We start from the raw sequence: 23,914 nt of genomic DNA on the forward strand, positions 1-23,914 counted from the left end.
AAATTACTGCTTAGGAGAAGATCATGGGTTTGTTCGATAAACTGAAATCTCTGGTTTCTGATGATAAGAAAGACTCCGGAACTATTGAGATTGTTGCTCCGCTCTCCGGCGAGATCGTCAACATCGAAGACGTGCCGGATGTAGTGTTTGCTGAGAAAATCGTTGGTGATGGCATTGCTATCAAACCAACTGGCAACAAAATGGTTGCTCCAGTTGACGGCACCATCGGTAAAATTTTTGAAACCAACCATGCGTTCTCTATCGAATCTGATAGCGGTATCGAACTGTTCGTTCACTTCGGTATCGACACCGTTGAACTGAAAGGCGAAGGCTTCAAGCGTATCGCGGAAGAAGGCCAGCGTGTTAAAGTTGGCGACCCGGTGATTGAATTCGATCTGCCACTGCTGGAAGAAAAAGCCAAGTCTACCCTGACGCCGGTTGTTATCTCCAACATGGACGAAATCAAAGAACTGATCAAACTGTCTGGCAGCGTCACCGTGGGCGAAACCCCGGTTATCCGCATCAAGAAGTAATTCTTGCCGCACAGAAAAATGGCGCCTTCGGGCGCCATTTTTGTTTATGCAGGGAGGATAAGCTCGTCGTAGCCTTTCGACTGGGTATAAAGCATCACGTCAGTCACCCGATCCCCGGCCATGCGAATGGCATCAGCAACGGTTTTCCCCTCAACAATTCCGCTCACCAGTTCTGAACAGAACAGATCCCCCGTCCCTTTCAGATCGGTTTCTACGCGCGGATGCGCGCTGACGGTCACGCCCTCACGCGTCACCAGCACCACGTGGATGTTTTGCGGGTCATCGGCGACCGGCGCGCTGGTGATCGCCACCCATTTCAGAGTGTCAGAAAGCAACCCCTGCGCGGCGGCAATAGCGCTTTCCGGCGTTCGGCACGACTTACCGCTCAATACTTCCAGCTCATAAACGTTTGGCGTAATCCCCTGCGCCAGCGGCAGCAGGTGTTCCCGGTAGGCTTCCGGGATATCCGGCTTCACGTACATTCCGCTGTCTATATCGCCGATAACCGGGTCGACCAGCACCAGCAGGTCAGGATGCTGCGCTTTGACCGCTTTCAGCCACTGCGCCAGCAGCGCGATCTGGCTGGCGCTGCCCATATAGCCGGTAGTGACCGCTTTAAGCTCGCGCAGGATCTCGCGCTCTTCCAGCGCCTTCAGGTAGCCGCTGAACCACTCGTCGGGGATCACCCCGCCGTAGAAGGTATCGTAGTGCGGCGTGTTGCTAAACAGCACCGTCGGCACGGCGGTGACGTTCAGCCTGTGGGTACGAATATTCGGCACCGCAATGCTGTTACCCACGCTGCCGTACACCACCTGCGACTGCACCGCGACAATGTCGGTTTGCTGCGCCCGGGTGTTATCCCGGAATAGAATCATCTCCATGACGCTTAAATCCCCGCCCCCTGCGAATAACTCTCTTCACCAAAGACGCCGGTAGACAAATAGCGATCGCCGCGGTCGCAAATTATCGCCACCACGACCGCACCGGGATTTGCCTGCGCCACGCGCAACGCCCCCGCTACCGCGCCCCCCGAGCTGACCCCGCAGAAGATGCCTTCACGCACGGCCAGTTCACGCATGGTATTCTCCGCCTCGCGCTGATGAATATCCAGCACCCGATCCACCAGCTGCGCATTAAAGATGCCTGGCATATACTCCGCAGGCCAGCGGCGAATGCCCGGAATACTGCTCCCCTCTTCCGGCTGCAGGCCAACGATGGTGACCGGTTTCTCCTGCTCGCGCAAAAAACGCGACACGCCGGTAATGGTGCCGGTGGTGCCCATGCTGGAGACAAAATGGGTGATGCGCCCGCCGGTTTGCTGCCAGATTTCCGGCCCGGTGGTGGTGTAGTGCGCGTACGGGTTGTCCGGGTTATTGAACTGATCGAGCAGTTTACCTTCGCCGCGCTGGGCCATTGCTAACGCTAAGTCTCGCGCCCCTTCCATCCCCTGCTCTTTAGTTACCAGAATCAGCTCGGCCCCATAGGCGCGCATCGCGGCGCGGCGCTCCTGGCTCATATTGTCCGGCATCAGCAGCTTCATGCGGTAGCCTTTCAGCGCCGCAATCATTGCCAGCGCGATACCGGTGTTGCCGCTGGTGGCTTCAATCAGCACATCGCCTGGCTTAATTTCACCGCGTTTCTCGGCCTGGACAACCATCGACAGCGCCGCACGATCTTTCACCGACCCTGCCGGGTTGTTGCCTTCGAGTTTGACCCAGATTTCGCTGCCGTTGGCACATCCCATGCGCTGAAGCTTGACCAGAGGGGTGTTGCCGATGGTGTGTTCGAGTGTATTCACGATTTTTACTCAATAAAAAGCCCGGTAAGCATCACGCCACCGGGCGAAAAACATACTCAATAACCTATCAGGCTGACTCCGCCAGAGCAATATCCTCGCGCGTCTCAATCCGCTCCTTACCGTGATAGATGCGCGCATGCTGCAGCCCGACAAACAGGCGCTCTCCCCGGTGCGGCGGGACGTCGTCGCGCATGACCACGGTCAGCGGCTCGGTATACCAGCCCAGCGGCTGTACCACCAATTGGGTGTAGTGTCCTTTAGGGCTAGCTTCCAGGACCTGCACCGGCAGCGGGGAATCCAGGCTGGTGCGGCGGCTGACGTCCACTTCCCACGGGCGCAGGAACAGATCGACCGGCCCCTGATGCGCGGAGGTGTAGCCCAGCGGCCAGCGGTGCGCGCCGACGTGGAACTGACCGCCGCGAATGGTGCCCTGCAGTCGGTTCACCTCGCCCATAAACTCCAGCACGAAGCGGGTCGCCGGCTCGCGCCAGAGCTGTTCCGGCTCGTCAACCTGCTCGATGTTGCCCTGGCTCATGACCACCACGCGGTCCGCGACTTCCATCGCCTCTTCCTGATCGTGGGTCACGAAGACGCTGGTGAATTTCAGCTCTTCATGCAGCTGGCGCAGCCAGCGACGCAGCTCTTTGCGCACCTGCGCATCCAGCGCGCCGAAGGGTTCATCCAGCAGCAGTATTTGCGGCTCAACGGCCAGCGCGCGCGCCAGCGCCACGCGCTGCTTCTGCCCGCCGGAAAGCTGCGCCGGGAAACGGTCCGCCAGATGCGCCAGTTGCACCATCTCCAGCAGTTTGGTTACTTTCGCCTTAATGGTTGCTGCATCCGGGCGTTCACGACGTGGCAGCACCGTCAGGCCAAAGGCGATATTGTCGAAAACGGTCATGTGGCGGAACAGCGCATAATGCTGGAAGACAAAGCCGACTTTACGATCGCGGGCGTGCAGGCGGCTCACGTCGGTGCCGTGGAAGCGGATGTGCCCGCTGGTCTGGTGCTCAAGCCCGGCGATGATCCGCAGCAGCGTCGTTTTGCCCGAGCCAGACGGCCCCAGCAGCGCCACCATTTGTCCGGAAGGGATATCCAGTGAGATATCATTCAGCACCTGGGTGCGACCAAAAGACTTCTTAATATTGGCAATCTCAATGCTCATGATTTCCCTCCTGATGCTGACGTTTTTCCTGATTCTCTAAACGCCACTGCACCACACTCTTCAAAAACAGGGTCAAAATCGCCATCAGCGTCAGCAACGCTGCGGCAGTAAAGGAACCGACGGTGTTGTAGTCCTGTTCCAGTAATTCAATCTGTAACGGCAGCGACAGGGTTTCGCCGCGGATCGAGCCGGACACCACCGACACCGCACCAAATTCACCAATCGCGCGGGCGTTGGTCAGCACCACGCCATAGAGCAGTGCCCAGCGGATGTTCGGCAGCGTGACGCGACGGAACATCTGCCAGCCGGAGGCGCCAAGCAGAACGGCCGCTTCGTCTTCATTGCTGCCCTGGCTTAACATCACCGGCACCAGCTCACGTACCACGAACGGACAGGTCACGAAGATGGTCACCAGCACCATGCCCGGCCAGGCGAACATGATCTGCAGGTTATGTTCATCCAGCCAGCCGCCCAGCGGGCCGTTGGAGCCGTAAAAGAGCAGGTAAACCAGACCGGCCACAACAGGCGACACGGCAAACGGAATATCCAGCAGGGTCAGCAGCAGCTGACGTCCCGGGAAGTTAAAGCGCGTCACCAGCCAGGCCAGCAGCGTACCGAAGACCAGGTTCACCGGCACGGTGATTAACGCAATCAGCACCGTCAGCCAGATGGCGTGCAGCATGTCCGGGTTCGCCAGGTTCTCCAGCGCGGGTATCAGCCCCTTGCTGAACGCCTGGACGAAGATATAAATCGTCGGCACGACGAGAATGAGGGCGGAAACCAGCACGCCCACGCCAATCAGAAACCATTTACCCCAGTTGATGCGGGGCGCATCGTATCGCTTCAATTGCGTAACTTCCGCCATCAGTGACCTACCACACGTCGACCAAAGCGACTTTGCAGAGTGTTAATCGAATACAGCAGCAGCAGCGAGGCCGCCAGAATCACCGAGGCAATCGCGCTCGCCGCCGGATAATCAAACTCCTGCAGGCGGATGAAAATCATCAGCGAGGTGACTTCCGTTTTCCAGGCGATGTTCCCGGCGATAAAAATCACCGCGCCGAACTCACCCAGACTGCGGGTAAACGACAGCGCGACGCCCGCCATCAGCGCCGGAGAGAGCTCCGGCAGAACCACTTTACGGAAGCTCTGCCAGCGCGTGGCGCCCAGCGTTTCCGCCGCTTCTTCGTATTCCGGACCCAGCTCTTCCAGTACCGGCTGCACGGTACGCACCACAAACGGGATGCTGGTAAAGGCCATCGCCACCGCGATCCCGAGCCAGGTATAGGTCACCTTGATGTCAAATTTCGCCAGCCACTCGCCGTACAGCCCGTTCACGGAGAAGAGCGACGCGAGGGTTAAGCCCGCAACCGCCGTCGGCAGCGCAAACGGCAGATCCATCAGGGCATCAAGCAGCGTACGGCCCGGGAAGCGATAGCGGGTTAAGATCCACGCCATCAGCAGGCCAAACACGCCGTTAAAAATGGAGGCAACAAACGCCGACAGCAGCGTCACCTTATAGGCCGCCACCACCTGCGGGTTGGTGACCACGTCCCAGTACTGCGCCCAGCTCATCTCAGAGAGCTGCATCACCAGCGCGCTGAGCGGCAACAGCAGGATCAGGCAGACGAACAGCAGGCTGGTCCCGAGGCTTAAGGTAAAGCCCGGCAGCACGCGTTTTGTCGAGACTGCAAACATTACTTACGCCCCGCCGCCAGCAGTTTGTCTAACTCACCGCCGCTGGCAAAGTGCGTTTTCATCACCTCAGGCCAGGAGCCGAAATGATCTTCCACGCGGAACAGCGCGGTCTGCGGGAATTTATCTTTCAGCTTGTTCATCACGTCCGGATTGTTCACGCGGTAGTAGTAGTCGGTAATGATGGTCTGCGCCTGCGGGCTGTACAGGTAATTGAGATAGGCTTTTGCCGCTTTCTCGGTGCCGTTCGCCTGCACGTTTTTATCCACCCACGCCACCGGGAACTCAGCCAGGATGTTGGTTTTCGGAATAACCACCTCGAAGCCCTGCGCTTCGTACTGCTTGCGAATGTTGTTCACTTCGGATTCGAAGCTGAGCAGCACGTCGCCCAGACCACGCTCGGCGAAGGTCGTGGTCGCGCCGCGGCCGCCGGTATCAAACACTTCGACGTTTTTCAGGAACTGGGTCATGAACTGCTCGGTCTTGGCTTTATCCTTACCGTCAGCCTTGTCTGCCGCGCCCCACGCGGCTAAATAGGTGTAGCGCGCGTTACCTGAAGTTTTTGGGTTAGGGAAAATCAGCTTCACGTCGGAACGCACCAGGTCGCTCCAGTCGTGGATGTTCTTCGGGTTGCCCTTACGCACCAGGAAGCCCATAGTGGAGTAGAACGGCGAGCTATTGTTTGGCAAGCGGCTCTGCCAGTCAGCCGGGATCAGCTTGCCCTTGTCGTGCAGGATCTGCACGTCAGTCACCTGGTTGTAGGTCACGACATCTGCTTTCAGCCCCTGCAAAATCGCCAGCGCCTGCTTGGATGAACCGGCGTGGGACTGCTTGATGGTCAGCTTATCGCCATTGTTTTCTTTCGCCCACTGCTGCTCGAACGGTGGGTTAAGGGCGGCAAACAGCTCGCGGGAGACATCATACGAGCTGTTCAGCAGCTCGGTCGCCTGCGCCTGGGCCACCAGCAGTAAACCTGCCAGCGCCAGAGTTCCTTTTTTCAGTACAGTAACGGCCATTGCGCACCCTTATAAATGTGATGACTATCTTATAGTCATAATATTTATAACGGGGATGAAAGGAGTAACGGTTTTATATACCGTTTGGTGATTTACAAGCAGAAAAGGGAATAAGGGTGCGGGGAAAATTGCCGGGTGGCGCTAACGCTTACCCGGCCTACGTATGGGGAGCGTTTTACAGCGCCAGCAGGCGCTCAACGGACGGCGCAAAATAGTAGCCGCCGGTTACCGGGCGGGTGAAGCGCAGCATGGCGTCGCGCTTGCCGTCAGTGTCACCGAACATGCTCAGCAGCTGTTGCTCAATATTGTGCAGCCGCGCACAGTAGGCGCAGAAGTAAAGGCCGTGCGTGCCGCTTGCCGTGCCGTACGGCAGGCTCTGACGAACAATTTTGAGCCCCTTGCCGTCTTCCTTAAGGTCAACGCGGGACAGGTGCGAGGTCACCGGGCGCGCATCGCCGTCGATCTCTTCGTTGGCTTCTTTGGTGCGGCCAATCATCATCTCCTGGTCGTGCACGCTCATGCGGTTAAGCTGCTTGAGGTTGTGCTCCCAGCGCTGCACGAACACGTAGCTGCCGCCCGCGTCTACGCCGTCTTTGATGACCGCCACGTCGCGACGAACCTCTTCACCCGCCGGGTTTTCGGTGCCGTCAACGAAGCCGCTCAGATCGCGCTCTTCCACCCAGCGGAAGCCGTGAACCTCTTCCTGCACGTCGATGCTGTCGCCAAACGCTTCAACCGCCGCCTGAGCAACGGAGAAGTTCACGTCGTGGCGCAGAGAGAGGATGTGGATCAGCACGTCGTATTGGGTGGCTGGCGCCAGGCCTTTGCCGTAAGGGATAAAGTCCTTCAGCTCTTCCGCGCCTTCGCCGCCGCTCAGCTGACGCCAGACGTTATTGCCGAAAGCGACAACGGCACCCAGATGGGCGTCCGGGAATTTGGCCTGGAAGGTGGCCAGTTTATCAACGAAAACTTTGCTGGCCGCGCGCAGGGCATCCACGTCCCCTTTAACATTGGCTTCAATCCAAATCGCCGCGCGGCAATGTTCTGGCAAAATGCCACTCTGAACCTGAGACATCGCTCCTCCTGAAATAAAGATGCCACGTCAGCGTGGCATTGATGGCGGCTATTATACCCGGATTTCAGCGAGGCGGTTTGTTCAGGCGCAAATTACTGCTTCCAGAGTATTTTGCTCACTTTCCAGCTCTTCAGCGTGTCGTCAGAGGGCATCAATCCTTCCGGACCGCTCCAGGTTCCGGTGAAGACATAGCTGATGTGCTGGCTGCCTTCCGCCTTACATTCCACCGCCACGCCATCGTCTGAAGGGGCGCTGCTGCAGTTGCCAAAGGCCTGTTTATAAAGATCGCTAAACGGAGTGCCCACCTTTACGCCGCTGGCGGTCGGAATATCTTCGTCCAGCACGGCAATGCGGTTCACCGTCCCTTTATCACCGTTAATCACCAGCGCCAGCTTGTCGCCCTTCAACGCTTCAAAGTAACGCACAATATTGCCATTCTCGGTTTTCATCCCGCTACGCAGGCGATAGTCACTGCTCAGGGCATCCTGAATGGCGTCCTGATCGAGCGCCGTTAACGCGGTAATTTTTCCTACGCCCTGCTCGGTCACTTCGGTGGAAGAGCCAAACCAGTTCCACGGATACGCGGCGGACCAGTTAATGGAGGAGAGCGTCGAACAGCCGGTTAATGCCAGCGGGAGAGCGCATAAAAGTAAACGCAGCGATTTCATTGAAACGTCCTTTCTAATTAAATCAACGCTTGTTGGAGTGCGGCATCGGCAAAAAGTGCCGCGCTAATCTTACTCTTGCGTAAAACAGGCGCGTAAGCGGGGATTCGTTAGCAGCCACATCAGCGCCACAATATCCGCCACCACCAGCGCGATGCCGATACCGGAAAGCGGTTCACCCAGCCACCAGAGCACGGGTTGCCAGAACAGCAGCGCAATCTGGGCGAGGATCAGCAGCCAGCGAAGCGCGCGCCACAGACGCGGGATTACATGCCGTCGACCGCTGCACAAAAAAGCCACCACCGCCGGTACGCCCGGCAGTAAGCCGAGCCAGAAGGCATCGTGGTCGGGATAAAAGAGATTCAGCAGCGTATCGCCCTGCCCGCGCGACGCACCGGCCATCACAAACAGTACCCAGGTACGGGCCTGGAGGAGCAAAACGCACCAGAACAAAAACGGCAGCCTGACGCGGCCCTGCGCGTCATAGTCAGCCGGGTGGATCTCAGTACTCTTCATCTTCGATCAGGCGCTTACCCAGCGTCAGCACGTCGGCGTGCTCGTAGCCCAGACGCTCATACATGCCCAGCACCACGTCGTTATCTTCCCGCACCATGATCTGGATTTTCGGGCAGCCGCGGGCGATGAGTTTCTTTTCCAGACGATTGAGCAGCGCGTTGGCGATGCCGCGCGCCCGGTATTCCGGGTGAACGCCCAGATAATAGGCCGAGCCGCGATGGCCGTCATACCCGCCCATTACCGTCCCAACCACCTCGCCGTTCACTTCCGCGACCAGAAACAGGCTAACGTCGTGATTCACCTTACGTTCGATATCCATTTCCGGATCGTTCCACGGACGCAGCAGATCGCAGCGCTCCCAAAGGGTGATCACCTCTTCGAAATCTTCCTGGCGAAAAACGCGTATCTCCATGGTATTAACCGCCTTTTCGGGTTTAAAAACAGTGATTATGGCGTGAACGGGGCGTTTAGCCAATAACCGGGGAAAATCTCGCCAAAATTTGGCATAATGTCACTTTGTCACGTATTGAAATGAAAAGTAAAACAATTCTCAATAAGGACTGTCGTAACGGGAAACACGATACGATATAACACCAGGACCCCATTTTTCAGTATTCAGGCCGCATGAGCACATTCAAACCATTAAAAGCACTCACATCGCGTCGTCAGGTTCTCAAAGCGGGGCTGGCGGCCTTAACGTTAACGGGCATCGCTAAGCAGGCTCAGGCAAAAGACGAGAGCACGCTCAAAACCAGTAACGGACACAGCAAACCGAAAACCAAAAAGCCGGGCGCAAAGCGTCTGGTGATGCTCGATCCGGGTCACGGCGGTATTGATACCGGCGCCATCGGCAGAAACGGGTCGAAAGAGAAACACGTCGTGCTGGCAATTGCAAAAAATGTGCGCGCAATTTTACGCAGCAACGGCATTGACGCCCGCCTGACGCGCACGGGCGACACGTTTATTCCGCTGTATGACCGCGTCGAGATCGCCCATAAGCACGGCGCGGATCTGTTTATGTCGATCCACGCGGATGGCTTCACAAACCCTTCCGCCGCGGGCGCGTCGGTGTTTGCCCTCTCCAACCGCGGCGCCAGTAGCGCCATGGCGAAATACCTTTCCGATCGCGAAAACCGGGCGGATGAAGTAGCCGGGAAGAAAGCCACGGATAAAGATCATCTGTTGCAGCAGGTGCTGTTCGATCTCGTGCAAACGGACACCATCAAAAACAGCCTGACGCTCGGCTCGCATATCCTCAAGCGGATTAAGCCGGTGCACCGTCTGCACAGTAAAAGCACCGAACAGGCGGCGTTTGTGGTGCTGAAGTCACCGTCCATCCCGTCCGTGCTGGTGGAAACGTCCTTTATTACCAATCCGGAAGAAGAGCGCCTGCTCGGCACCACGGCGTTTCGCCAGAAGATCGCCAACGCCATCGCCTCCGGCATTATCAGTTACTTCAACTGGTTCGATAACCAGAAAGCGCACTCCAGGAAACGCTGATGAAACCCAATGCACAGTTGGTCAAAACGTTCCTGCTGCAGCTGCAGGATGAGATTTGCCAGAAACTGGCCGCCGCAGACGGCGGTGAATTCCAGGAAGATAGCTGGCAGCGCGAAGCGGGCGGCGGCGGGCGCAGCCGCGTGCTGCGTAACGGCGGCATCTTCGAACAGGCGGGCGTGAATTTTTCCCACGTTCACGGCGACGCCATGCCCGCGTCCGCTACCGCGCACCGCCCTGAGCTGGCGGGCCGCAGCTTCGAAGCGATGGGCGTCTCGCTGGTGATCCACCCGCATAACCCGTTTGTTCCGACCAGCCACGCCAACGTGCGCTTTTTCATCGCGGAGAAGCCGGGAGCCGATCCGGTCTGGTGGTTTGGCGGCGGTTTCGACATGACGCCCTACTACGGCTTCGAAGAGGATGCCGTGCACTGGCACACCACCGCGCGGGACCTTTGCCTGCCGTTTGGCGAAGACGTTTACCCGAAATATAAAAAGTGGTGCGACGACTACTTTTACCTGAAGCACCGCGACGAGCAGCGCGGCATCGGCGGGCTGTTCTTTGACGATCTCAACACGCCGGATTTTGATACGGCATTTAGCTTTATGCGCGCGGTGGGCGAAGGGTTCACCGACGCGTACCTGCCGATTGTCGAACGCCGTAAAAACACCGATTACGGCGTGCGCGAGCGTGAGTTCCAGCTTTATCGTCGCGGGCGGTACGTGGAGTTCAACCTGGTGTGGGATCGCGGGACGCTGTTCGGCCTGCAGACCGGCGGACGCACGGAGTCGATTCTGATGTCGATGCCGCCGCTGGTGCGCTGGGAGTACAGCTACGAACCAAAAGAAGGCAGCCCGGAGGCTGCCTTGAGTGAGTTCCTTAAAGTACGCGACTGGATTTAACTGCCGGATGGTGCTGCGCTTATCCGGCCTACTCAATCCCCAGGTCGGGTAAGCACACGCGCCCTTACAGCGGCTGCGTCTGCGCCTCAACCACCGCCAGCGCCACCATATTCACGATACGGCGCACGGAGGCAATCGGCGTTAACACGTGCACCGGTTTTGCCACGCCCATCAGCACCGGTCCTACGGTCACCCCTTCAGAGCTGGAGACGCGCAGCAGGTTGTAGCTGATACGCGCCGCTTCCACGTTCGGCATAATCAGGATGTTCGCCGATCCCTTCAGCGGGCTGTCCGGCATACGTTCGTTGCGGATGCTCTCCACCAGCGCGGCATCACCGTGCATTTCCCCGTCAATCATCAGCTCCGGCGCACGCTCGCGCACCAGTTCCAGAGTCTGGCGCATTTTGCACGCCGCCGCGGATTTAGACGAACCAAAGTTTGAGTGCGACAGCAGCGCCACCTTCGGCTCAATACCAAAGCGACGCACGGTCTCGGCGGCCATCACGGTGATCTCCGCCAGCTCGTCCGGGGTTGGATCGTCGTTCACGTAGGTATCTGCAATAAAGGTGTTGCCGCTCGGCAGCAGCAGCGCGTTCATCGCCCCGGCGGTATGGACGCCGTCGCGATAGCCGAAGATCTCCTGCACCACGCTAAAGTGCTCGTGGTAATCGCCGATGGTGCCGCAGATCAGCGCATCCGCCTCGCCGCGATGGACCATGATCGCGCCGATGACCGTAGTATTGCTGATCACCGCCCGCTGCGCCTGCTCCTGGGTGATCCCGCGACGCTTCATGATCGCGTAATATTCGTTCCAGTACTCCTTGAAGCGCGGATCGGATTCGTTGTTAACGATCTCGAAGTCCACGCCCGGCTTGATCTGCAGGCCCAGCTTCTGAATGCGCATCTCGATCACGCTCGGACGACCAATCAGGATCGGCTTCGCCAGCCCTAAGGTGATCAGTTCCTGCGTGGCGTGCAGCACGCGCGCCTCTTCCCCTTCCGCCAGCACCACACGCTTCGCGTCTGCGCGAGCCTGAGAGAAGATCGGCTTCATAAACAGGTTGGTTTTGTAGACAAACTCGGTGAGCTTATCGACGTACGCGTCGAAATCCTGAATCGGACGCGTCGCCACGCCGGAGTCCATCGCCGCTTTGGCAACGGCTGGCGCAATTTTTACAATCAGGCGTGGATCGAACGGTTTTGGAATGATGTAGTCCGGGCCAAAGCTCAGATCCTGATCCCCGTACGCGGAGGCGACCACTTCGCTCTGCTCAGCGTGCGCCAGCTCAGCGATGGCGTGAACGGCGGCAAGCTTCATCTCTTCGTTGATCGCCGTCGCGCCAACGTCCAGCGCCCCGCGGAAGATGAACGGGAAGCAGAGCACGTTGTTCACCTGGTTCGGGTAGTCCGAACGGCCGGTACAGATAATGGCGTCTTCGCGCACCGCTTTCGCCAGCGGCGGGAGGATTTCCGGTTCCGGGTTCGCCAGCGCCAGGATCATCGGCGCGCGCGCCATTTTCTGCACCATTTCCTGGGTCAGCACTTTCGGGCCTGAACAGCCGAGGAAGATATCCGCGCCGTCAATCACGTCCTCAAGCGTGCGCTTGCCGTCATCTTCCACGGCATACGCCGCTTTGGTTTCCGCCATGTTCGGCTCGCGGTCTTTGTAGATAACGCCCTTAGAGTCGCAGACCACGATATTGTGTTTCTGCATCCCTAGCGCCACCAGCAGGTTCATACAGGCGATGGCCGCCGCGCCCGCGCCGGAGACCACCATGCGCACGTCGGAGAGATTTTTCTCCACCACGCGCAGGCCGTTGAGAATGGCAGCGGTGCTGATAATCGCCGTGCCGTGCTGGTCGTCATGGAACACGGGAATGTTCATACGCTCGCGCAACTTCTGCTCGATATAGAAACATTCCGGCGCTTTGATGTCTTCCAGGTTGATCCCGCCGAAGGTCGGCTCCAGCGCGGCCACCACGTTGATGAACTTATCGGGATCGAGTTCGTCCACTTCGATATCGAACACGTCGATACCGGCAAATTTCTTAAACAGTACGCCCTTCCCTTCCATCACCGGTTTACCGGCCAGGGCACCAATGTTGCCCAGGCCCAGCACCGCCGTACCGTTAGAGATAACGGCGACAAGGTTACCGCGCGCGGTGTATTTGTAGGCCGCCAGCGGATCTTTTTCGATCTCCAGACACGGCGCAGCCACGCCCGGCGAGTAGGCCAGCGCCAGATCGCGCTGGGTCGCCAGCGGCTTGGTTGGGGAGACCTGAATTTTACCGGGGACAGGGAACTCGTGAAAATCGAGGGCACTCTGTTTTAACTGATCGTCCATCTTGTTATTCCTTTTACGTATCGGTCAGATAGTATCGCCGCTGAGCAGCGCATAAACTTTGAAGGCTGCCAAACTCTCACCATCACACATTAAAAATTGTTATCAATTTATAACAGCCATGTTACCCGTCTCAAAAGCAATGCCTGCCCCGTCTGCTATGCTTTTTTGTTAAGTCCATCATGATTTTCTCAGAAGTGTGAACTAACGCACTCATCTAACTCTTTTATTTCCAAGGAGTAATTATTTATGAACCAGCTAGACGGCATCAAACAGTTCACCACCGTGGTTGCAGACAGCGGCGATATCGAGTCGATTCGCCACTATCAGCCAGAGGACGCGACCACCAACCCTTCGCTGCTTCTGAAAGCGGCGGGGCTTGCCCATTTTAGCCATCTGATTGACGACGCGATTGCCTACGGTAAACAGCGCGGGAAAACGCAGGAGCAGCAGGTTGCTGAAGCCAGCGACAAGCTGGCGGTTAATTTTGGTGCGGAAATTCTGAAAAGCATTCCGGGGCGCGTGTCGACCGAAGTGGATGCCCGCCTCTCATTCGATCAGGAAAAGAGTATTAACAAAGCGCGCCGCCTGGTGGAACTCTACCAGGAACAGGGGATCGATAAGTCACGCATTCTGATCAAGCTCGCGTCCACATGGGAAGGCATCCGCGCGGCAGAGGTGCTGGAAAAAGAGGGGATCCACTGCAACCTGACGCTGCTGTTCTCCTTTGCCCAGGCGCGCGCCTGTGCCGAAGCGGGCGTATTCCTGATCTCGCCGTTTGTCGGGCGCATCTACGACTGGTATCAGGCGAAACAGCCGATGGACCCGTACGTGGTGGAAGAGGATCCGGGCGTGAAGTCGGTGCGTAATATCTACGATTATTACAAGCAACACCGCTACGAAACCATCGTGATGGGCGCCAGCTTCCGCCGCACCGAGCAGATCCTCGCGCTCGCAGGGTGCGACCGTCTGACCATCTCCCCTGACCTGCTGAAAAAGCTGCAGGAGAGCGACGAAACGGTGATCCGCAAGCTGGTGCCGACCTCTACCGTCCTGCCAAAACCGAAAGCCATGACCGAAGCGGAGTTCCGCTGGGAGCATAATCAGGACCCTATGGCCGTGGAAAAACTGGCGGACGGCATCCGCCAGTTCGCCGTCGACCAGCGAAAACTCGAAGATCTTCTCGCCGCCAAACTTTAACCTTGCCACGGAGTGAACTATGTCCCGTAAAGAGCTCGCCAACGCCATTCGCGCCCTCAGCATGGATGCCGTACAAAAAGCCAATTCCGGCCACCCTGGCGCCCCGATGGGGATGGCCGATATTGCCGAAGTGCTGTGGAACGACTTCCTGAAGCACAACCCCACTGACCCAACCTGGTACGACCGCGACCGTTTTATTCTCTCCAACGGCCACGCCTCGATGCTGCTCTACAGCCTGCTGCACCTTTCCGGCTATGACCTGCCGCTTGAGGAGTTAAAAAACTTCCGCCAGCTGCACTCCAAAACGCCGGGCCACCCGGAGATCGGCTATACACCTGGCGTGGAAACGACCACCGGCCCGCTGGGCCAGGGGCTGGCGAATGCCGTCGGCCTGGCAATTGCCGAGCGTACGCTGGCCGCGCAGTTCAACCAGCCCGACCACGAGATTGTCGATCACTACACCTACGTCTTTATGGGCGACGGCTGCCTGATGGAAGGGATCTCCCACGAGGTCTGCTCGCTGGCGGGCACGCTGGGGCTCGGCAAGCTGATTGGCTTCTATGACCACAACGGCATCTCCATCGACGGGGAAACCGAGGGCTGGTTTACCGACGACACGGCAAAACGCTTTGAGGCCTATCACTGGCACGTGGTGCACGAGATTGACGGCCACGATCCGGAAGCGGTGAAAAAAGCGATTCAGGAAGCGCAGAGCGTGAAGGACAAACCGTCCCTGATTATCTGCCGTACCACCATTGGCTTCGGCTCGCCGAACAAAGCGGGCAAAGAAGAGGCGCACGGCGCGGCGCTGGGCGAAGAGGAAGTGGCGTTAACCCGCCAGAAACTGGGCTGGAAATATCCGCCGTTTGAGATCCCGAAAGAGATCTACAGAGCATGGGATGCGCGCGAAGCGGGTGAAAAAGCGCAGCAGGCCTGGAACGAAAAATTTGCTGCCTACAAAAAAGCGCACCCGGAGCTGGCCGCCGAGTTTTCCCGCCGCATGAGCGGCGGCCTGCCGGAAGACTGGGACGATAAAACCCAGGCGCTGATTGAAAATCTGCAGTCCAACCCGGCGAAAATCGCTACCCGTAAGGCATCGCAAAACACCCTGAACGCGATTGGCCCTCTCCTGCCTGAGCTGCTCGGCGGCTCGGCGGATCTGGCGCCAAGCAACCTGACCATCTGGTCAGGCTCTAAATCCCTGAAGGAAGACATTGCCGGGAACTACATCCACTACGGCGTGCGCGAGTTTGGGATGACCGCGATTGCTAACGGCATCGCCCATCACGGCGGCTTCGTGCCCTACACTGCCACCTTCCTGATGTTCGTCGAGTACGCCCGAAACGCGGCGCGCATGGCGGCGCTGATGAAGGCCCGGCAGATCATGGTCTACACCCATGACTCCATCGGGCTGGGGGAAGATGGTCCGACGCACCAGGCGGTAGAGCAGCTGGCAAGCCTGCGCTTAACGCCAAACTTCAGCACCTGGCGTCCGTGCGATCAGGTGGAAGCGGCGGTGGGCTGGAAGCTGGCCGTTGAGCGCCATAACGGGCCCACGGCGCTGATCCTGTCGCGCCAGAACCTGGCGCAGATCGAGCGCACGCCGGAGCAGGTAAAAAACATCGCCCGTGGCGGGTACATCCTGAAAGACAGCGGCGGCAAGCCGGACGTGATCCTGATTGCCACCGGTTCCGAGGTGGAAATCACGGTGAAAGCGGCGGAGAAGCTGACCGCCGAAGGTCACGCGGTGCGCGTGGTATCTCTGCCTTCTACGGATATTTTTGACGCCCAGGACGAGGCGTATCGGGAATCGGTGCTGCCTTCCAGCGTTGCGGCGCGCGTGGCGGTGGAAGCGGGTATTGCCGACTACTGGTATAAGTACGTGGGGCTGAAAGGGGCAATTGTGGGCATGCGGGGTTACGGTGAATCCGCTCCTGCCGACAAGCTGTTCCCGTATTTCGGCTTTACCGTTGAGAATGTGGTGGAGAAAGCGCTGAGCGTGTTGTAGTGCGACAGCGCCATCCGGCAAAACTAGCGAGTGATCCACAGCGTGGGCCAGGCGTCTGGCCCACTCCAGCTATCGCAGCTTGGCTCTTCCGCGTAGCGTACCAGGCGAAAACGCTGGCCGTCAAAACGCCAGCGCGTCTGGATCCCGCAGTCTCCAATACCGCGTCCCAGCGCCAGCGTCGTCAACTCGCGCGTTTTCTCATCAAAGCGGGCGTTCATCAGCTCCATATCGCTGCTCTGGCTGGAGGGGGTGAACGGCAGACGTAACCTGACGCTACGGGCGGCGAACGGTTTTTTACGTGAGACCTGCCACGCCAGATCGACCGTGTTATAGGCCCCCGCTTCACAGCTGACGATCAACAGCGCTTTGTCATCCGTTAATGCAGTGACGCGTACTTCACGACGGTTAGGATCCAGCGAGCACTGGCTGTTGTTCATCCGCCACGTCCCATAATCCAGCAGATCGTTCAGCTCGCTATGCGTCAGCGGCGTCGGCGTCGGGTTCACCACGGCCACCTTTTTTAATGCCGGTGCAGGAGGCACGCTCAGCGGCGGGCTATCTCCTTTTTTAATCCATGCCGTTTCGCTGCCAACGCGCTTCTGCTGGGCGTCGATAAACAGCAGCGCCGCCTTCAGACCGACCAGCGAGATCGTCTGCTTCCCCCCGCGCAGGGTCAGCGCCTGCCCTTCCTGAATGTTTTTCAGAAACGTGGTGATGGTACCCGCATCGTCAGTTTTGAGATGCCAGGGGGTTAACTGCCAGTGCTGCGAATTGAGCTTTAACGGAACGTTGTCGAGCAGCAGGCGCGGGGCAATGTCAGGCTCTTTAACCGGCGGGGCCGAAAGCCCGCCGAGATCGATACGCAGGCTGGCGTCCGTTTTCGCGCCTGCGCTACGGCTCAGCGTCATGACCAGACCGCGATGCTCGCCGGTATTCCGGGCAACACAAAAATTCTGGTTATTGCAGGTAACCTGCCAGTCTGAAAAAGACTGCTGCGCGGGCGCAGCCCACACCAGAGGAGCGGGTAGCACGCAGAAAAAGAAGAAAAGCAAAACGCAGTAGCGCATGAATGGCACAGCCCCGGAAACGAAAAGGTCAATCTGGGGCGTATCTTCGTGCCCAGGGCGGGCGGGCTCAATCGGATTTATCGGATAGATTTATCTGAAATACACGTTATCACGGCATCGGTTTAGGATTCATTAAGCCGCTGGTTTGCAGATACTGCAACAGGATCACCGCTTTACCGTCGCGGATCTCGCCGCTTTTCACCATCTCAACGGCCTGGGTGAAAGGCATTTCCAGCACTTCAATGTCTTCATCCTCCACGCCGCCGCCGCGATGCGTGCGCTGGGAATCGGTGTATTCCGCAATGAAGAAATGGACCAGCTCGGTCACCCCGCCAGGGGACATGAAAAGCTCAAAGACTTTTTGCACCTCGCCCACTTCAAAACCGGTCTCCTCAACGGCCTCCTTGCGGATGCAGACTTCCGGCTCATCGTCATCAAGCAGGCCGGCGCAGGTTTCAATCAGGCGTCCGTCCGCATTGCCGTTGACCCAGGTCGCGACCCGAAACTGGCGAATCAGCACTACGCTTTGCTTCTCGCGGTTATACAGCAAAATGGTTGCACCATTGCCCCGGTCGTAGACTTCGCGTTTGTGGCGAATCACGTCACCGTTCTTACGGGTTAAATCGTAAGTGATGTTACGCAGGACAAAGTAATTTTCAGAAAGGATTTTGTCTTTGATAACGGTAATGTTCAGGGACATACGGGCTCCACGGCTAAATGAGTCTGTTTATACTACTCCGTGAAGCCCGCTTTGTCGTCCGTCGGCTCAGGCGGCGCGTTACTTCTCGCCAGATTTCAGGTTAATGCCCAAAGCAGCTTTTGGATCAATAACCTTATCTTTAGTATGAATAAGCTATTTGCTCGCCACCGCGTTATCAGGCAATGTACAACTGCCCATGACCTGTGGCTGAGCCATTTTATGCAGAGATCCGTTCCGTGACCGTTAAACGCCCCGTTTCCGGAAGCCTTGCCTGGGCTTTCTTTTCGATCATTGCCCTGTCCGTGCTGACCAGCACCGTCGCGCTGCTGACGCTTGCCAGCAGCCAGCGTGACGCCGAAGCTATCAACATTGCGGGCTCGCTGCGCATGCAGAGCTACCGCCTCGGCTACGAGATGCAGCGCAACAGCCCGTCCCTTATGGCGCATCGTGAGAACTGGCAGCGAACGTTAAGCGCGCCTTCCCTGGAGAAGCTGAACCGCTGGTACGTCCCGGACAACGTCAAGGCGCGCTATCAGCAGCTGCATGTGGCCTGGCTGGACATGGACAAGCACATCGCCCGCGGCGACAGCGCATGGTATGACGCTCACATTGAGGATTTTGTCGGCCGCATTGATGCCTTTGTGCTCGCCCTCCAGCACTACACCGAAAATAAAATCCAGACTGTGACGCTCCTCTCTCTGGCTGGCGCGCTCGGGATCCTGCTGCTGACGCTGTTTACCCTGCGGCGCATCCGTCGCCAGGTGGTGTTGCCGTTGAACAACCTGGTGGCCGCCAGCGAACGCATTGAGCGAGGGGAATTTACCACCCCGGCGCCGGACACCTCGCTCCCCAACGAGCTGGGCCAGCTCTCCCGCGCCTTCAACCATATGTCGGGCGAGCTACATACTCTCTATCGGTCGCTCGAAGCCTCCGTCGCGGAAAAGACGCGGCATTTGCATGAAGCCCACCAGCAGCTCGACATGCTGTTCAAATGCTCCCAGGCGCTGAATACCGGGCAGATAGACAGCCTGTGCTTCCGGCATATTCTGCAGATTGTGCATGAATACACGCAGATGAATTACCTGGAGCTACGCACCAGCGACGACTGGCGGCTGTGTGAAGGAACAGAGGCGAGCGGCATTTCTCTGCAAACCCTGCCGGTGCTGATGCAGGATACCCTCTACGGCGAGCTGCGCTGGCAAAGCGAGACGGGCAGCGTTCCTCTTCCGCTGATGAGAAGCGTGGCGACCATGCTCGGACGTGGGCTGTACTTTAACCAGGCGCAGAAGCATTACCAGCAGCTGCTGCTGATGGAGGAGCGCGCCACCATCGCCCGCGAGCTGCATGATTCGCTGGCGCAAGTACTCTCCTATCTGCGGATCCAGCTCACGCTGCTTAAACACGCCTTGCCGGCGGAAAATGCCTCCGCGCAGACGATCATCACCGACTTCTCCCGCGAGCTGAACAACGCCTGGCAGCAACTGCGCGAGCTGCTGACAACCTTCCGCCTGACGCTAAACCATGCGAATTTACCCGCGGCGCTGCAGGAGTCTCTCGATGCCCTGCAGAGCCAGACGCAGGCGAAGCTGCACCTCGACTGCCGCCTCTCCACCCTGGCGCTTGACGCGCAGAAGCAGGTGCATTTGCTGCAGATCGTGCGGGAGGCCGTCCTGAATGCGATTAAGCACGCGCAGGCCAGCGAGATCACCGTCAGCTGCGTGACCGCCGTGGACGGCACGCACAGCGTCAGCATTCGCGACAACGGCATCGGGATTGGCGAGGCCAGCGAGCCGCCGGGACACTACGGGCTGAACATTATGCGAGAACGCGCGCAACGGCTCGGCGGAATACTGCACTTCTCGCAGCCGCAAAACGGCGGCACGCAGGTCAGCGTGACGTTCCCCGCACCCGCGCCGTTAACAGGTAAATAACGGTAAAGGGGGAAGCGCCGGGAAAAGCGCATGATAATTTACATTATCTCCTTTATTTCTCCACGTTTGGCCTGGGCCTTACCGCTAAAGTGATGCGGGCAATAAACAATAATGACGTGCAGCAAAACGAGGTCACACTTTCATGGCGAATTTTTTCATCGATCGCCCCATTTTTGCCTGGGTGCTTGCCATCCTGTTGTGTCTGACAGGTGTCCTGGCGATTACTTCTCTTCCCGTTGAGCAATATCCCGATCTGGCACCGCCTAACGTGCGTGTCACAGCAAACTACCCCGGCGCGTCCGCACAAACGCTGGAAAATACCGTGACGCAGGTTATCGAGCAAAACATGACGGGTCTGGATAATCTGATGTACATGTCTTCCCAAAGCAGCGCCACGGGACAGGCCACGGTTACCCTGAGCTTTGAGGCGGGCACCGACCCGGACGAAGCGGTGCAGCAGGTACAAAACCAGCTGCAGTCGGCCATGCGTAAATTGCCCCAGGCCGTGCAGAACCAGGGCGTCACCGTGCGTAAAACCGGTGATACCAACATTCTGACCATCGCGTTTGTCTCCACCGATGGCTCAATGGATAAACAGGACATTGCGGACTACGTCGCCAGTAATATTCAGGACCCGCTCAGCCGTATTAACGGCGTGGGGGATATCGACGCCTATGGCTCACAGTACTCGATGCGTATCTGGCTGGATCCCAACAAGCTGAACAGCTATCAGATGACGGCGACCGACGTGACGGACGCCATCAAAGCACAGAACGCCCAAATTGCCGTGGGGCAACTGGGAGGCACGCCTTCCGTCGATAAACAGGCCCTGAACGCCACCATTAATTCGCAATCTCTGCTTCAGACCCCGGACCAGTTCCGCAACATCACCCTGCGCGTGAATCAGGATGGCTCAGAAGTGCGTCTGGGCGACGTTGCTAAGGTGGAAATGGGTGCGGAGAAATACGATTACCTGAGCCGCTTTAACGGCAACCCGGCCTCTGGACTGGGAATTAAGCTGGCCTCCGGCGCAAACGAAATGGCGACGGCGAAGCTGGTATTGGACCGTCTGGATGAGCTGTCGCAGTATTTCCCGCACGGGCTGGAGTACAAAGTCGCCTATGAAACCACCTCCTTCGTTAAAGCCTCGATTGAGGACGTAGTCAAAACCCTGCTGGAAGCGATCGCCCTGGTGTTCCTGGTCATGTACCTGTTCCTGCAAAACTTCCGCGCCACGCTGATCCCCACCATTGCCGTCCCGGTGGTGCTGCTGGGCACCTTTGCGGTGCTTTACGCGTTCGGCTACAGCATCAACACCCTGACGATGTTTGCCATGGTGCTGGCGATTGGCCTGCTGGTGGACGATGCCATTGTGGTGGTCGAAAACGTCGAGCGCATCATGAGCGAAGAGGGGCTATCCCCGCGTCAGGCGACGCGTAAATCGATGGGACAAATTCAGGGGGCGTTGGTCGGTATCGCGATGGTGCTGTCGGCGGTCTTTATCCCGATGGCCTTCTTTGGCGGTACAACCGGGGCGATTTACCGTCAGTTCTCAATCACCATCGTCTCGGCGATGGTGCTCTCCGTGCTGGTGGCGCTGATCCTCACCCCCGCGCTCTGCGCCACCCTCCTTAAGCCGCTGCACAAAGGGGAACATCACGGCCAGAAAGGATTCTTCGGCTGGTTTAACCGCATGTTCAACCGCAACGCCGAGCGGTATGAATCTGCCGTCGGTAAAGTGCTACACCGCAGCCTGCGCTGGATGATGATTTACGTTGTGCTGCTGGGCGGCATGGTGTGGCTGTTCCTGCATCTTCCCACCTCGTTCCTGCCGCAGGAAGACCGGGGGATGTTCATCACCTCGGTGCAGCTCCCGAGCGGATCCACCCAGCAGCAGACGCTAAAGGTGGTTCAGAACGTTGAGCAGTACTTCTTCACCAAAGAGAAAAATAACGTTGTTTCGGTCTTCTCTACCGTCGGCTCCGGCCCGGGCGGGAACGGGCAGAACGTCGCCCGCATGTTTGTCCGCCTGAAAGACTGGGACGAACGCGACGCCAGAACGGGAACCTCGTTCGCCATCATTGAACGCGCAACCAAAGCGTTTGCCCGCATTAAAGAGGCGCGCGTCTTTGCCAGCAGCCCGCCCGCGATCAGCGGCCTGGGCAGTTCCGCCGGGTTTGATATGGAGCTGCAGGATCACGCCGGCGCGGGCCACTCGGCCCTGATGGCCGCGCGCGATAAGCTGCTAGAACTAGCAGGGAAAGATCCCGGCCTGACCCGCGTTCGTCACAACGGTCTTGACGACAGCCCGCAGCTTCAGGTGGATATCGACCAGCGTAAAGCTCAGGCGCTGGGCGTGTCGATCGACGATATCAACGACACCCTGCAAACCGCATGGGGCTCAAGCTACGTAAATGACTTTATGGATCGCGGCCGCGTGAAAAAAGTGTATGTCCAGGCAGCCGCGCCGTTCCGCATGTTGCCGGATGATATTAACCGCTGGTTTGTACGCAATAATTCTGGCGGGATGGTCCCCTTCTCCGCCTTTGCCACCTCGCGCTGGGAGAGCGGTTCGCCTCGCCTGGAGCGCTATAACGGCTATTCGGCAGTTGAAATCGTCGGGGAAGCCGCGCCGGGCGTCAGCACCGGTACCGCCATGGACACCATGGAAAAACTGGTGCAGCAGTTGCCAGCCGGTTTTGGTCTGGAATGGACGGCCATGTCTTACCAGGAGCGTCTCTCCGGGGCGCAGGCCCCTGCCCTCTATGCGCTTTCTTTGCTGGTGGTCTTCCTCTGCCTTGCCGCGCTGTATGAGAGCTGGTCGGTTCCGTTCTCGGTCATGCTGGTGGTGCCGCTTGGGGTTATCGGTGCGCTGCTGGCGACCTGGCTGCGCGGCCTGGAGAACGACGTTTACTTCCAGGTGGGGCTACTTACGGTGATCGGCTTGTCGGCGAAAAACGCCATTCTGATCGTTGAGTTTGCCAACGAGATGAATGCCAAAGGCCACGAGCTGATGGCCGCCACGCTGCACGCCTGCCGCCAGCGCCTACGTCCGATCCTGATGACCTCACTGGCGTTTATTTTTGGCGTACTGCCGATGGCAACCAGCACGGGTGCAGGCTCAAGCAGCCAGCATGCGGTGGGTACCGGCGTCATGGGTGGGATGATTTCGGCCACCATCCTGGCGATTTATTTTGTGCCGCTGTTCTTTGTGCTGGTGCGTCGTCGCTTCCCGCTCCGGGAGCGACAGGAATAACCCGCAGTCATAAAAAAGGCGGCTTAATCGGCCGCCTTTTTATTGTGTGATTAATTCACACTATGGTTATTTTACTTATTTTAGTGCTCTTGCAATTCTTACTGAATGTCATTTACGAAGCATGCCTTCGATAAAATCTTTCCAGTTCCCCAGTTCACGTTCAATCATAACAACCTCTCTTATTATTATGCGCATTCTACGAAAACGTATCATCATTGTGAAGACTTGTTTAACCAATCGCTGTGATTGTACCCCGCCACCGTTGGGGATTTATGATAAATATGAACGGAGGAGTTTAAATTTTGTGTGACGGCCAGCAATATTTTGAAATAACCCTACGAACGGGTGAGTTTTATTTTACGCGCTGAGTTTATTCAGGATTTAAACACGGTGGACATCTATGCTTAAATGGTGAAACTATATTCAGCGTACAAGTGTGAGTTGAATTAAGAAGAAGTGTAAATCCAGAGCATTCCTGAGTGTGTTATATTCCACCTAAAGATATATCTTCGAATTTACTGAACGTTTAATCGCCATAAGAGCAAAAGGATT

Annotated in this window: 21 protein-coding genes; 7 read left to right on the plus strand and 14 right to left on the minus strand. The window is 57.8% G+C overall.

Annotated elements, in window-relative coordinates:
• Nucleotides 1-23 precede the first annotated feature (23 nt).
• Entirely contained in the window at nucleotides 24-533 is a 510-nt protein-coding gene (gene crr / locus AC2FAJ_RS18380; RefSeq protein ID WP_003861316.1) for a PTS glucose transporter subunit IIA, read from the plus strand.
• 44 nt (nucleotides 534-577) lie between these two features.
• Here the strand turns inward: crr and pdxK are convergent, their stop codons facing one another.
• The 10 genes from pdxK to AC2FAJ_RS18430 form a co-directional block, all read right to left on the minus strand.
• Nucleotides 578-1,414, minus strand: a complete 837-nt coding sequence (pdxK, locus tag AC2FAJ_RS18385) for a pyridoxine/pyridoxal/pyridoxamine kinase (protein ID WP_193357961.1) — start codon at nucleotides 1,412-1,414, stop codon at nucleotides 578-580.
• Nucleotides 1,415-1,419: 5 nt separating this feature from the next.
• Nucleotides 1,420-2,331, minus strand: a complete 912-nt coding sequence (gene cysM / locus AC2FAJ_RS18390; protein WP_447087552.1) for a cysteine synthase CysM — start codon at nucleotides 2,329-2,331, stop codon at nucleotides 1,420-1,422.
• A gap of 67 nt (nucleotides 2,332-2,398) precedes the next feature.
• On the minus strand, nucleotides 2,399-3,493 hold the full coding sequence (gene cysA / locus AC2FAJ_RS18395; protein ID WP_008501607.1) for a sulfate/thiosulfate ABC transporter ATP-binding protein CysA: 1,095 nt from the start codon (nucleotides 3,491-3,493) through the stop codon (nucleotides 2,399-2,401).
• A complete protein-coding gene (cysW, locus tag AC2FAJ_RS18400; protein ID WP_447087553.1) occupies nucleotides 3,483-4,358 on the minus strand; it encodes a sulfate/thiosulfate ABC transporter permease CysW in 876 nt (291 codons plus the stop codon). The genes cysA and cysW overlap by 11 nt, the downstream gene beginning before the upstream one ends.
• Nucleotides 4,358-5,191 carry a sulfate/thiosulfate ABC transporter permease CysT gene (gene cysT, locus AC2FAJ_RS18405; protein WP_028014001.1) on the minus strand — a complete coding sequence of 278 codons (834 nt, stop codon included), beginning with the start codon at nucleotides 5,189-5,191 and terminating at the stop codon, nucleotides 4,358-4,360. The genes cysW and cysT overlap by 1 nt, the downstream gene beginning before the upstream one ends.
• The gene (locus AC2FAJ_RS18410) at nucleotides 5,191-6,204 is read right to left on the minus strand and encodes a sulfate ABC transporter substrate-binding protein (protein WP_447087554.1); all 1,014 of its coding nucleotides are present in this window, start codon (nucleotides 6,202-6,204) and stop codon (nucleotides 5,191-5,193) included. Before AC2FAJ_RS18410 ends, cysT begins: the two co-directional genes overlap by 1 nt.
• Before the next feature lie 175 nt (nucleotides 6,205-6,379).
• Complete coding sequence (locus tag AC2FAJ_RS18415; RefSeq protein ID WP_047368060.1) at nucleotides 6,380-7,279, minus strand: Dyp-type peroxidase; 900 nt, start codon at nucleotides 7,277-7,279, stop codon at nucleotides 6,380-6,382.
• A gap of 92 nt (nucleotides 7,280-7,371) precedes the next feature.
• Complete coding sequence (locus AC2FAJ_RS18420; protein ID WP_447087555.1) at nucleotides 7,372-7,947, minus strand: RpoE-regulated lipoprotein; 576 nt, start codon at nucleotides 7,945-7,947, stop codon at nucleotides 7,372-7,374.
• 69 nt (nucleotides 7,948-8,016) lie between these two features.
• Nucleotides 8,017-8,460, minus strand: a complete 444-nt coding sequence (locus AC2FAJ_RS18425) for a DUF2919 domain-containing protein (protein WP_193358948.1) — start codon at nucleotides 8,458-8,460, stop codon at nucleotides 8,017-8,019.
• Nucleotides 8,447-8,872 (minus strand): GNAT family acetyltransferase, encoded by a 426-nt coding sequence (locus tag AC2FAJ_RS18430; protein ID WP_003861292.1) that lies wholly within the window; start codon nucleotides 8,870-8,872, stop codon nucleotides 8,447-8,449. The genes AC2FAJ_RS18425 and AC2FAJ_RS18430 overlap by 14 nt, the downstream gene beginning before the upstream one ends.
• Before the next feature lie 212 nt (nucleotides 8,873-9,084).
• Here AC2FAJ_RS18430 and amiA point away from each other — a divergent pair, with 212 nt between their 5' ends.
• Both amiA and hemF read left to right on the plus strand, forming a co-directional pair.
• Nucleotides 9,085-9,960: an N-acetylmuramoyl-L-alanine amidase AmiA gene (gene amiA / locus AC2FAJ_RS18435; protein ID WP_045261156.1), complete on the plus strand. Its 876-nt coding sequence runs from the start codon at nucleotides 9,085-9,087 to the stop codon at nucleotides 9,958-9,960.
• On the plus strand, nucleotides 9,960-10,859 hold the full coding sequence (gene hemF / locus AC2FAJ_RS18440) for an oxygen-dependent coproporphyrinogen oxidase (RefSeq protein ID WP_063155455.1): 900 nt from the start codon (nucleotides 9,960-9,962) through the stop codon (nucleotides 10,857-10,859). The genes amiA and hemF overlap by 1 nt, the downstream gene beginning before the upstream one ends.
• A gap of 64 nt (nucleotides 10,860-10,923) precedes the next feature.
• On the opposite strand, the gene maeB is transcribed toward hemF, so the two are convergent.
• Nucleotides 10,924-13,203 carry an NADP-dependent oxaloacetate-decarboxylating malate dehydrogenase gene (maeB, locus tag AC2FAJ_RS18445; protein WP_028014008.1) on the minus strand — a complete coding sequence of 760 codons (2,280 nt, stop codon included), beginning with the start codon at nucleotides 13,201-13,203 and terminating at the stop codon, nucleotides 10,924-10,926.
• 246 nt (nucleotides 13,204-13,449) lie between these two features.
• On the opposite strand from maeB, the gene tal reads away from it, so the two are divergent.
• A complete protein-coding gene (gene tal / locus AC2FAJ_RS18450; RefSeq protein ID WP_028014009.1) occupies nucleotides 13,450-14,400 on the plus strand; it encodes a transaldolase in 951 nt (316 codons plus the stop codon).
• A gap of 19 nt (nucleotides 14,401-14,419) precedes the next feature.
• Nucleotides 14,420-16,408 (plus strand): transketolase, encoded by a 1,989-nt coding sequence (gene tkt, locus AC2FAJ_RS18455; protein ID WP_028014010.1) that lies wholly within the window; start codon nucleotides 14,420-14,422, stop codon nucleotides 16,406-16,408.
• A 23-nt stretch (nucleotides 16,409-16,431) separates the two neighbouring features.
• Here the strand turns inward: tkt and AC2FAJ_RS18460 are convergent, their stop codons facing one another.
• Entirely contained in the window at nucleotides 16,432-17,475 is a 1,044-nt protein-coding gene (locus AC2FAJ_RS18460) for a DUF1176 domain-containing protein (protein WP_485454391.1), read from the minus strand.
• Between the two features lie 109 nt (nucleotides 17,476-17,584).
• Nucleotides 17,585-18,175 (minus strand): GDP-mannose pyrophosphatase NudK, encoded by a 591-nt coding sequence (gene nudK, locus AC2FAJ_RS18465; protein WP_485454392.1) that lies wholly within the window; start codon nucleotides 18,173-18,175, stop codon nucleotides 17,585-17,587.
• A gap of 236 nt (nucleotides 18,176-18,411) precedes the next feature.
• Between nudK and narQ the strand changes: the two genes are divergently transcribed.
• Both narQ and acrD read left to right on the plus strand, forming a co-directional pair.
• Nucleotides 18,412-20,106 (plus strand): nitrate/nitrite two-component system sensor histidine kinase NarQ, encoded by a 1,695-nt coding sequence (narQ, locus tag AC2FAJ_RS18470; RefSeq protein ID WP_485454393.1) that lies wholly within the window; start codon nucleotides 18,412-18,414, stop codon nucleotides 20,104-20,106.
• 142 nt (nucleotides 20,107-20,248) lie between these two features.
• Nucleotides 20,249-23,362, plus strand: coding sequence for a multidrug efflux RND transporter permease AcrD (acrD, locus tag AC2FAJ_RS18475; protein WP_045631020.1), 3,114 nt, complete (start codon nucleotides 20,249-20,251; stop codon nucleotides 23,360-23,362).
• Between the two features lie 108 nt (nucleotides 23,363-23,470).
• On the opposite strand, the gene ypfM is transcribed toward acrD, so the two are convergent.
• Nucleotides 23,471-23,530, minus strand: a complete 60-nt coding sequence (ypfM, locus tag AC2FAJ_RS18480) for a protein YpfM (protein ID WP_015572204.1) — start codon at nucleotides 23,528-23,530, stop codon at nucleotides 23,471-23,473.
• Between the last annotated feature and the right edge of the window lie 384 nt (nucleotides 23,531-23,914).

This window comes from Enterobacter cloacae complex sp. 385G4 (genome assembly GCF_057320665.1).

What these genes read in the sequence shown, in the direction of transcription:
- nudK (WP_485454392.1), bottom strand. Translation starts at nt 18,175, where the DNA reads ATGTCCCTGAACATTACCGTTATCAAAGACAAAATCCTTTCTGAAAAT.
- maeB (WP_028014008.1), bottom strand. Translation starts at nt 13,203, where the DNA reads ATGGACGATCAGTTAAAACAGAGTGCCCTCGATTTTCACGAGTTCCCT.
- hemF (WP_063155455.1), top strand. Translation starts at nt 9,960, where the DNA reads ATGAAACCCAATGCACAGTTGGTCAAAACGTTCCTGCTGCAGCTGCAG.
- cysW (WP_447087553.1), bottom strand. Translation starts at nt 4,358, where the DNA reads ATGGCGGAAGTTACGCAATTGAAGCGATACGATGCGCCCCGCATCAAC.
- cysA (WP_008501607.1), bottom strand. Translation starts at nt 3,493, where the DNA reads ATGAGCATTGAGATTGCCAATATTAAGAAGTCTTTTGGTCGCACCCAG.
- AC2FAJ_RS18430 (WP_003861292.1), bottom strand. Translation starts at nt 8,872, where the DNA reads ATGGAGATACGCGTTTTTCGCCAGGAAGATTTCGAAGAGGTGATCACC.
- tal (WP_028014009.1), top strand. Translation starts at nt 13,450, where the DNA reads ATGAACCAGCTAGACGGCATCAAACAGTTCACCACCGTGGTTGCAGAC.
- acrD (WP_045631020.1), top strand. Translation starts at nt 20,249, where the DNA reads ATGGCGAATTTTTTCATCGATCGCCCCATTTTTGCCTGGGTGCTTGCC.
- amiA (WP_045261156.1), top strand. Translation starts at nt 9,085, where the DNA reads ATGAGCACATTCAAACCATTAAAAGCACTCACATCGCGTCGTCAGGTT.
- AC2FAJ_RS18420 (WP_447087555.1), bottom strand. Translation starts at nt 7,947, where the DNA reads ATGAAATCGCTGCGTTTACTTTTATGCGCTCTCCCGCTGGCATTAACC.
- pdxK (WP_193357961.1), bottom strand. Translation starts at nt 1,414, where the DNA reads ATGGAGATGATTCTATTCCGGGATAACACCCGGGCGCAGCAAACCGAC.
- tkt (WP_028014010.1), top strand. Translation starts at nt 14,420, where the DNA reads ATGTCCCGTAAAGAGCTCGCCAACGCCATTCGCGCCCTCAGCATGGAT.
- AC2FAJ_RS18415 (WP_047368060.1), bottom strand. Translation starts at nt 7,279, where the DNA reads ATGTCTCAGGTTCAGAGTGGCATTTTGCCAGAACATTGCCGCGCGGCG.
- AC2FAJ_RS18425 (WP_193358948.1), bottom strand. Translation starts at nt 8,460, where the DNA reads ATGAAGAGTACTGAGATCCACCCGGCTGACTATGACGCGCAGGGCCGC.
- cysT (WP_028014001.1), bottom strand. Translation starts at nt 5,191, where the DNA reads ATGTTTGCAGTCTCGACAAAACGCGTGCTGCCGGGCTTTACCTTAAGC.
- AC2FAJ_RS18460 (WP_485454391.1), bottom strand. Translation starts at nt 17,475, where the DNA reads ATGCGCTACTGCGTTTTGCTTTTCTTCTTTTTCTGCGTGCTACCCGCT.
- AC2FAJ_RS18410 (WP_447087554.1), bottom strand. Translation starts at nt 6,204, where the DNA reads ATGGCCGTTACTGTACTGAAAAAAGGAACTCTGGCGCTGGCAGGTTTA.
- crr (WP_003861316.1), top strand. Translation starts at nt 24, where the DNA reads ATGGGTTTGTTCGATAAACTGAAATCTCTGGTTTCTGATGATAAGAAA.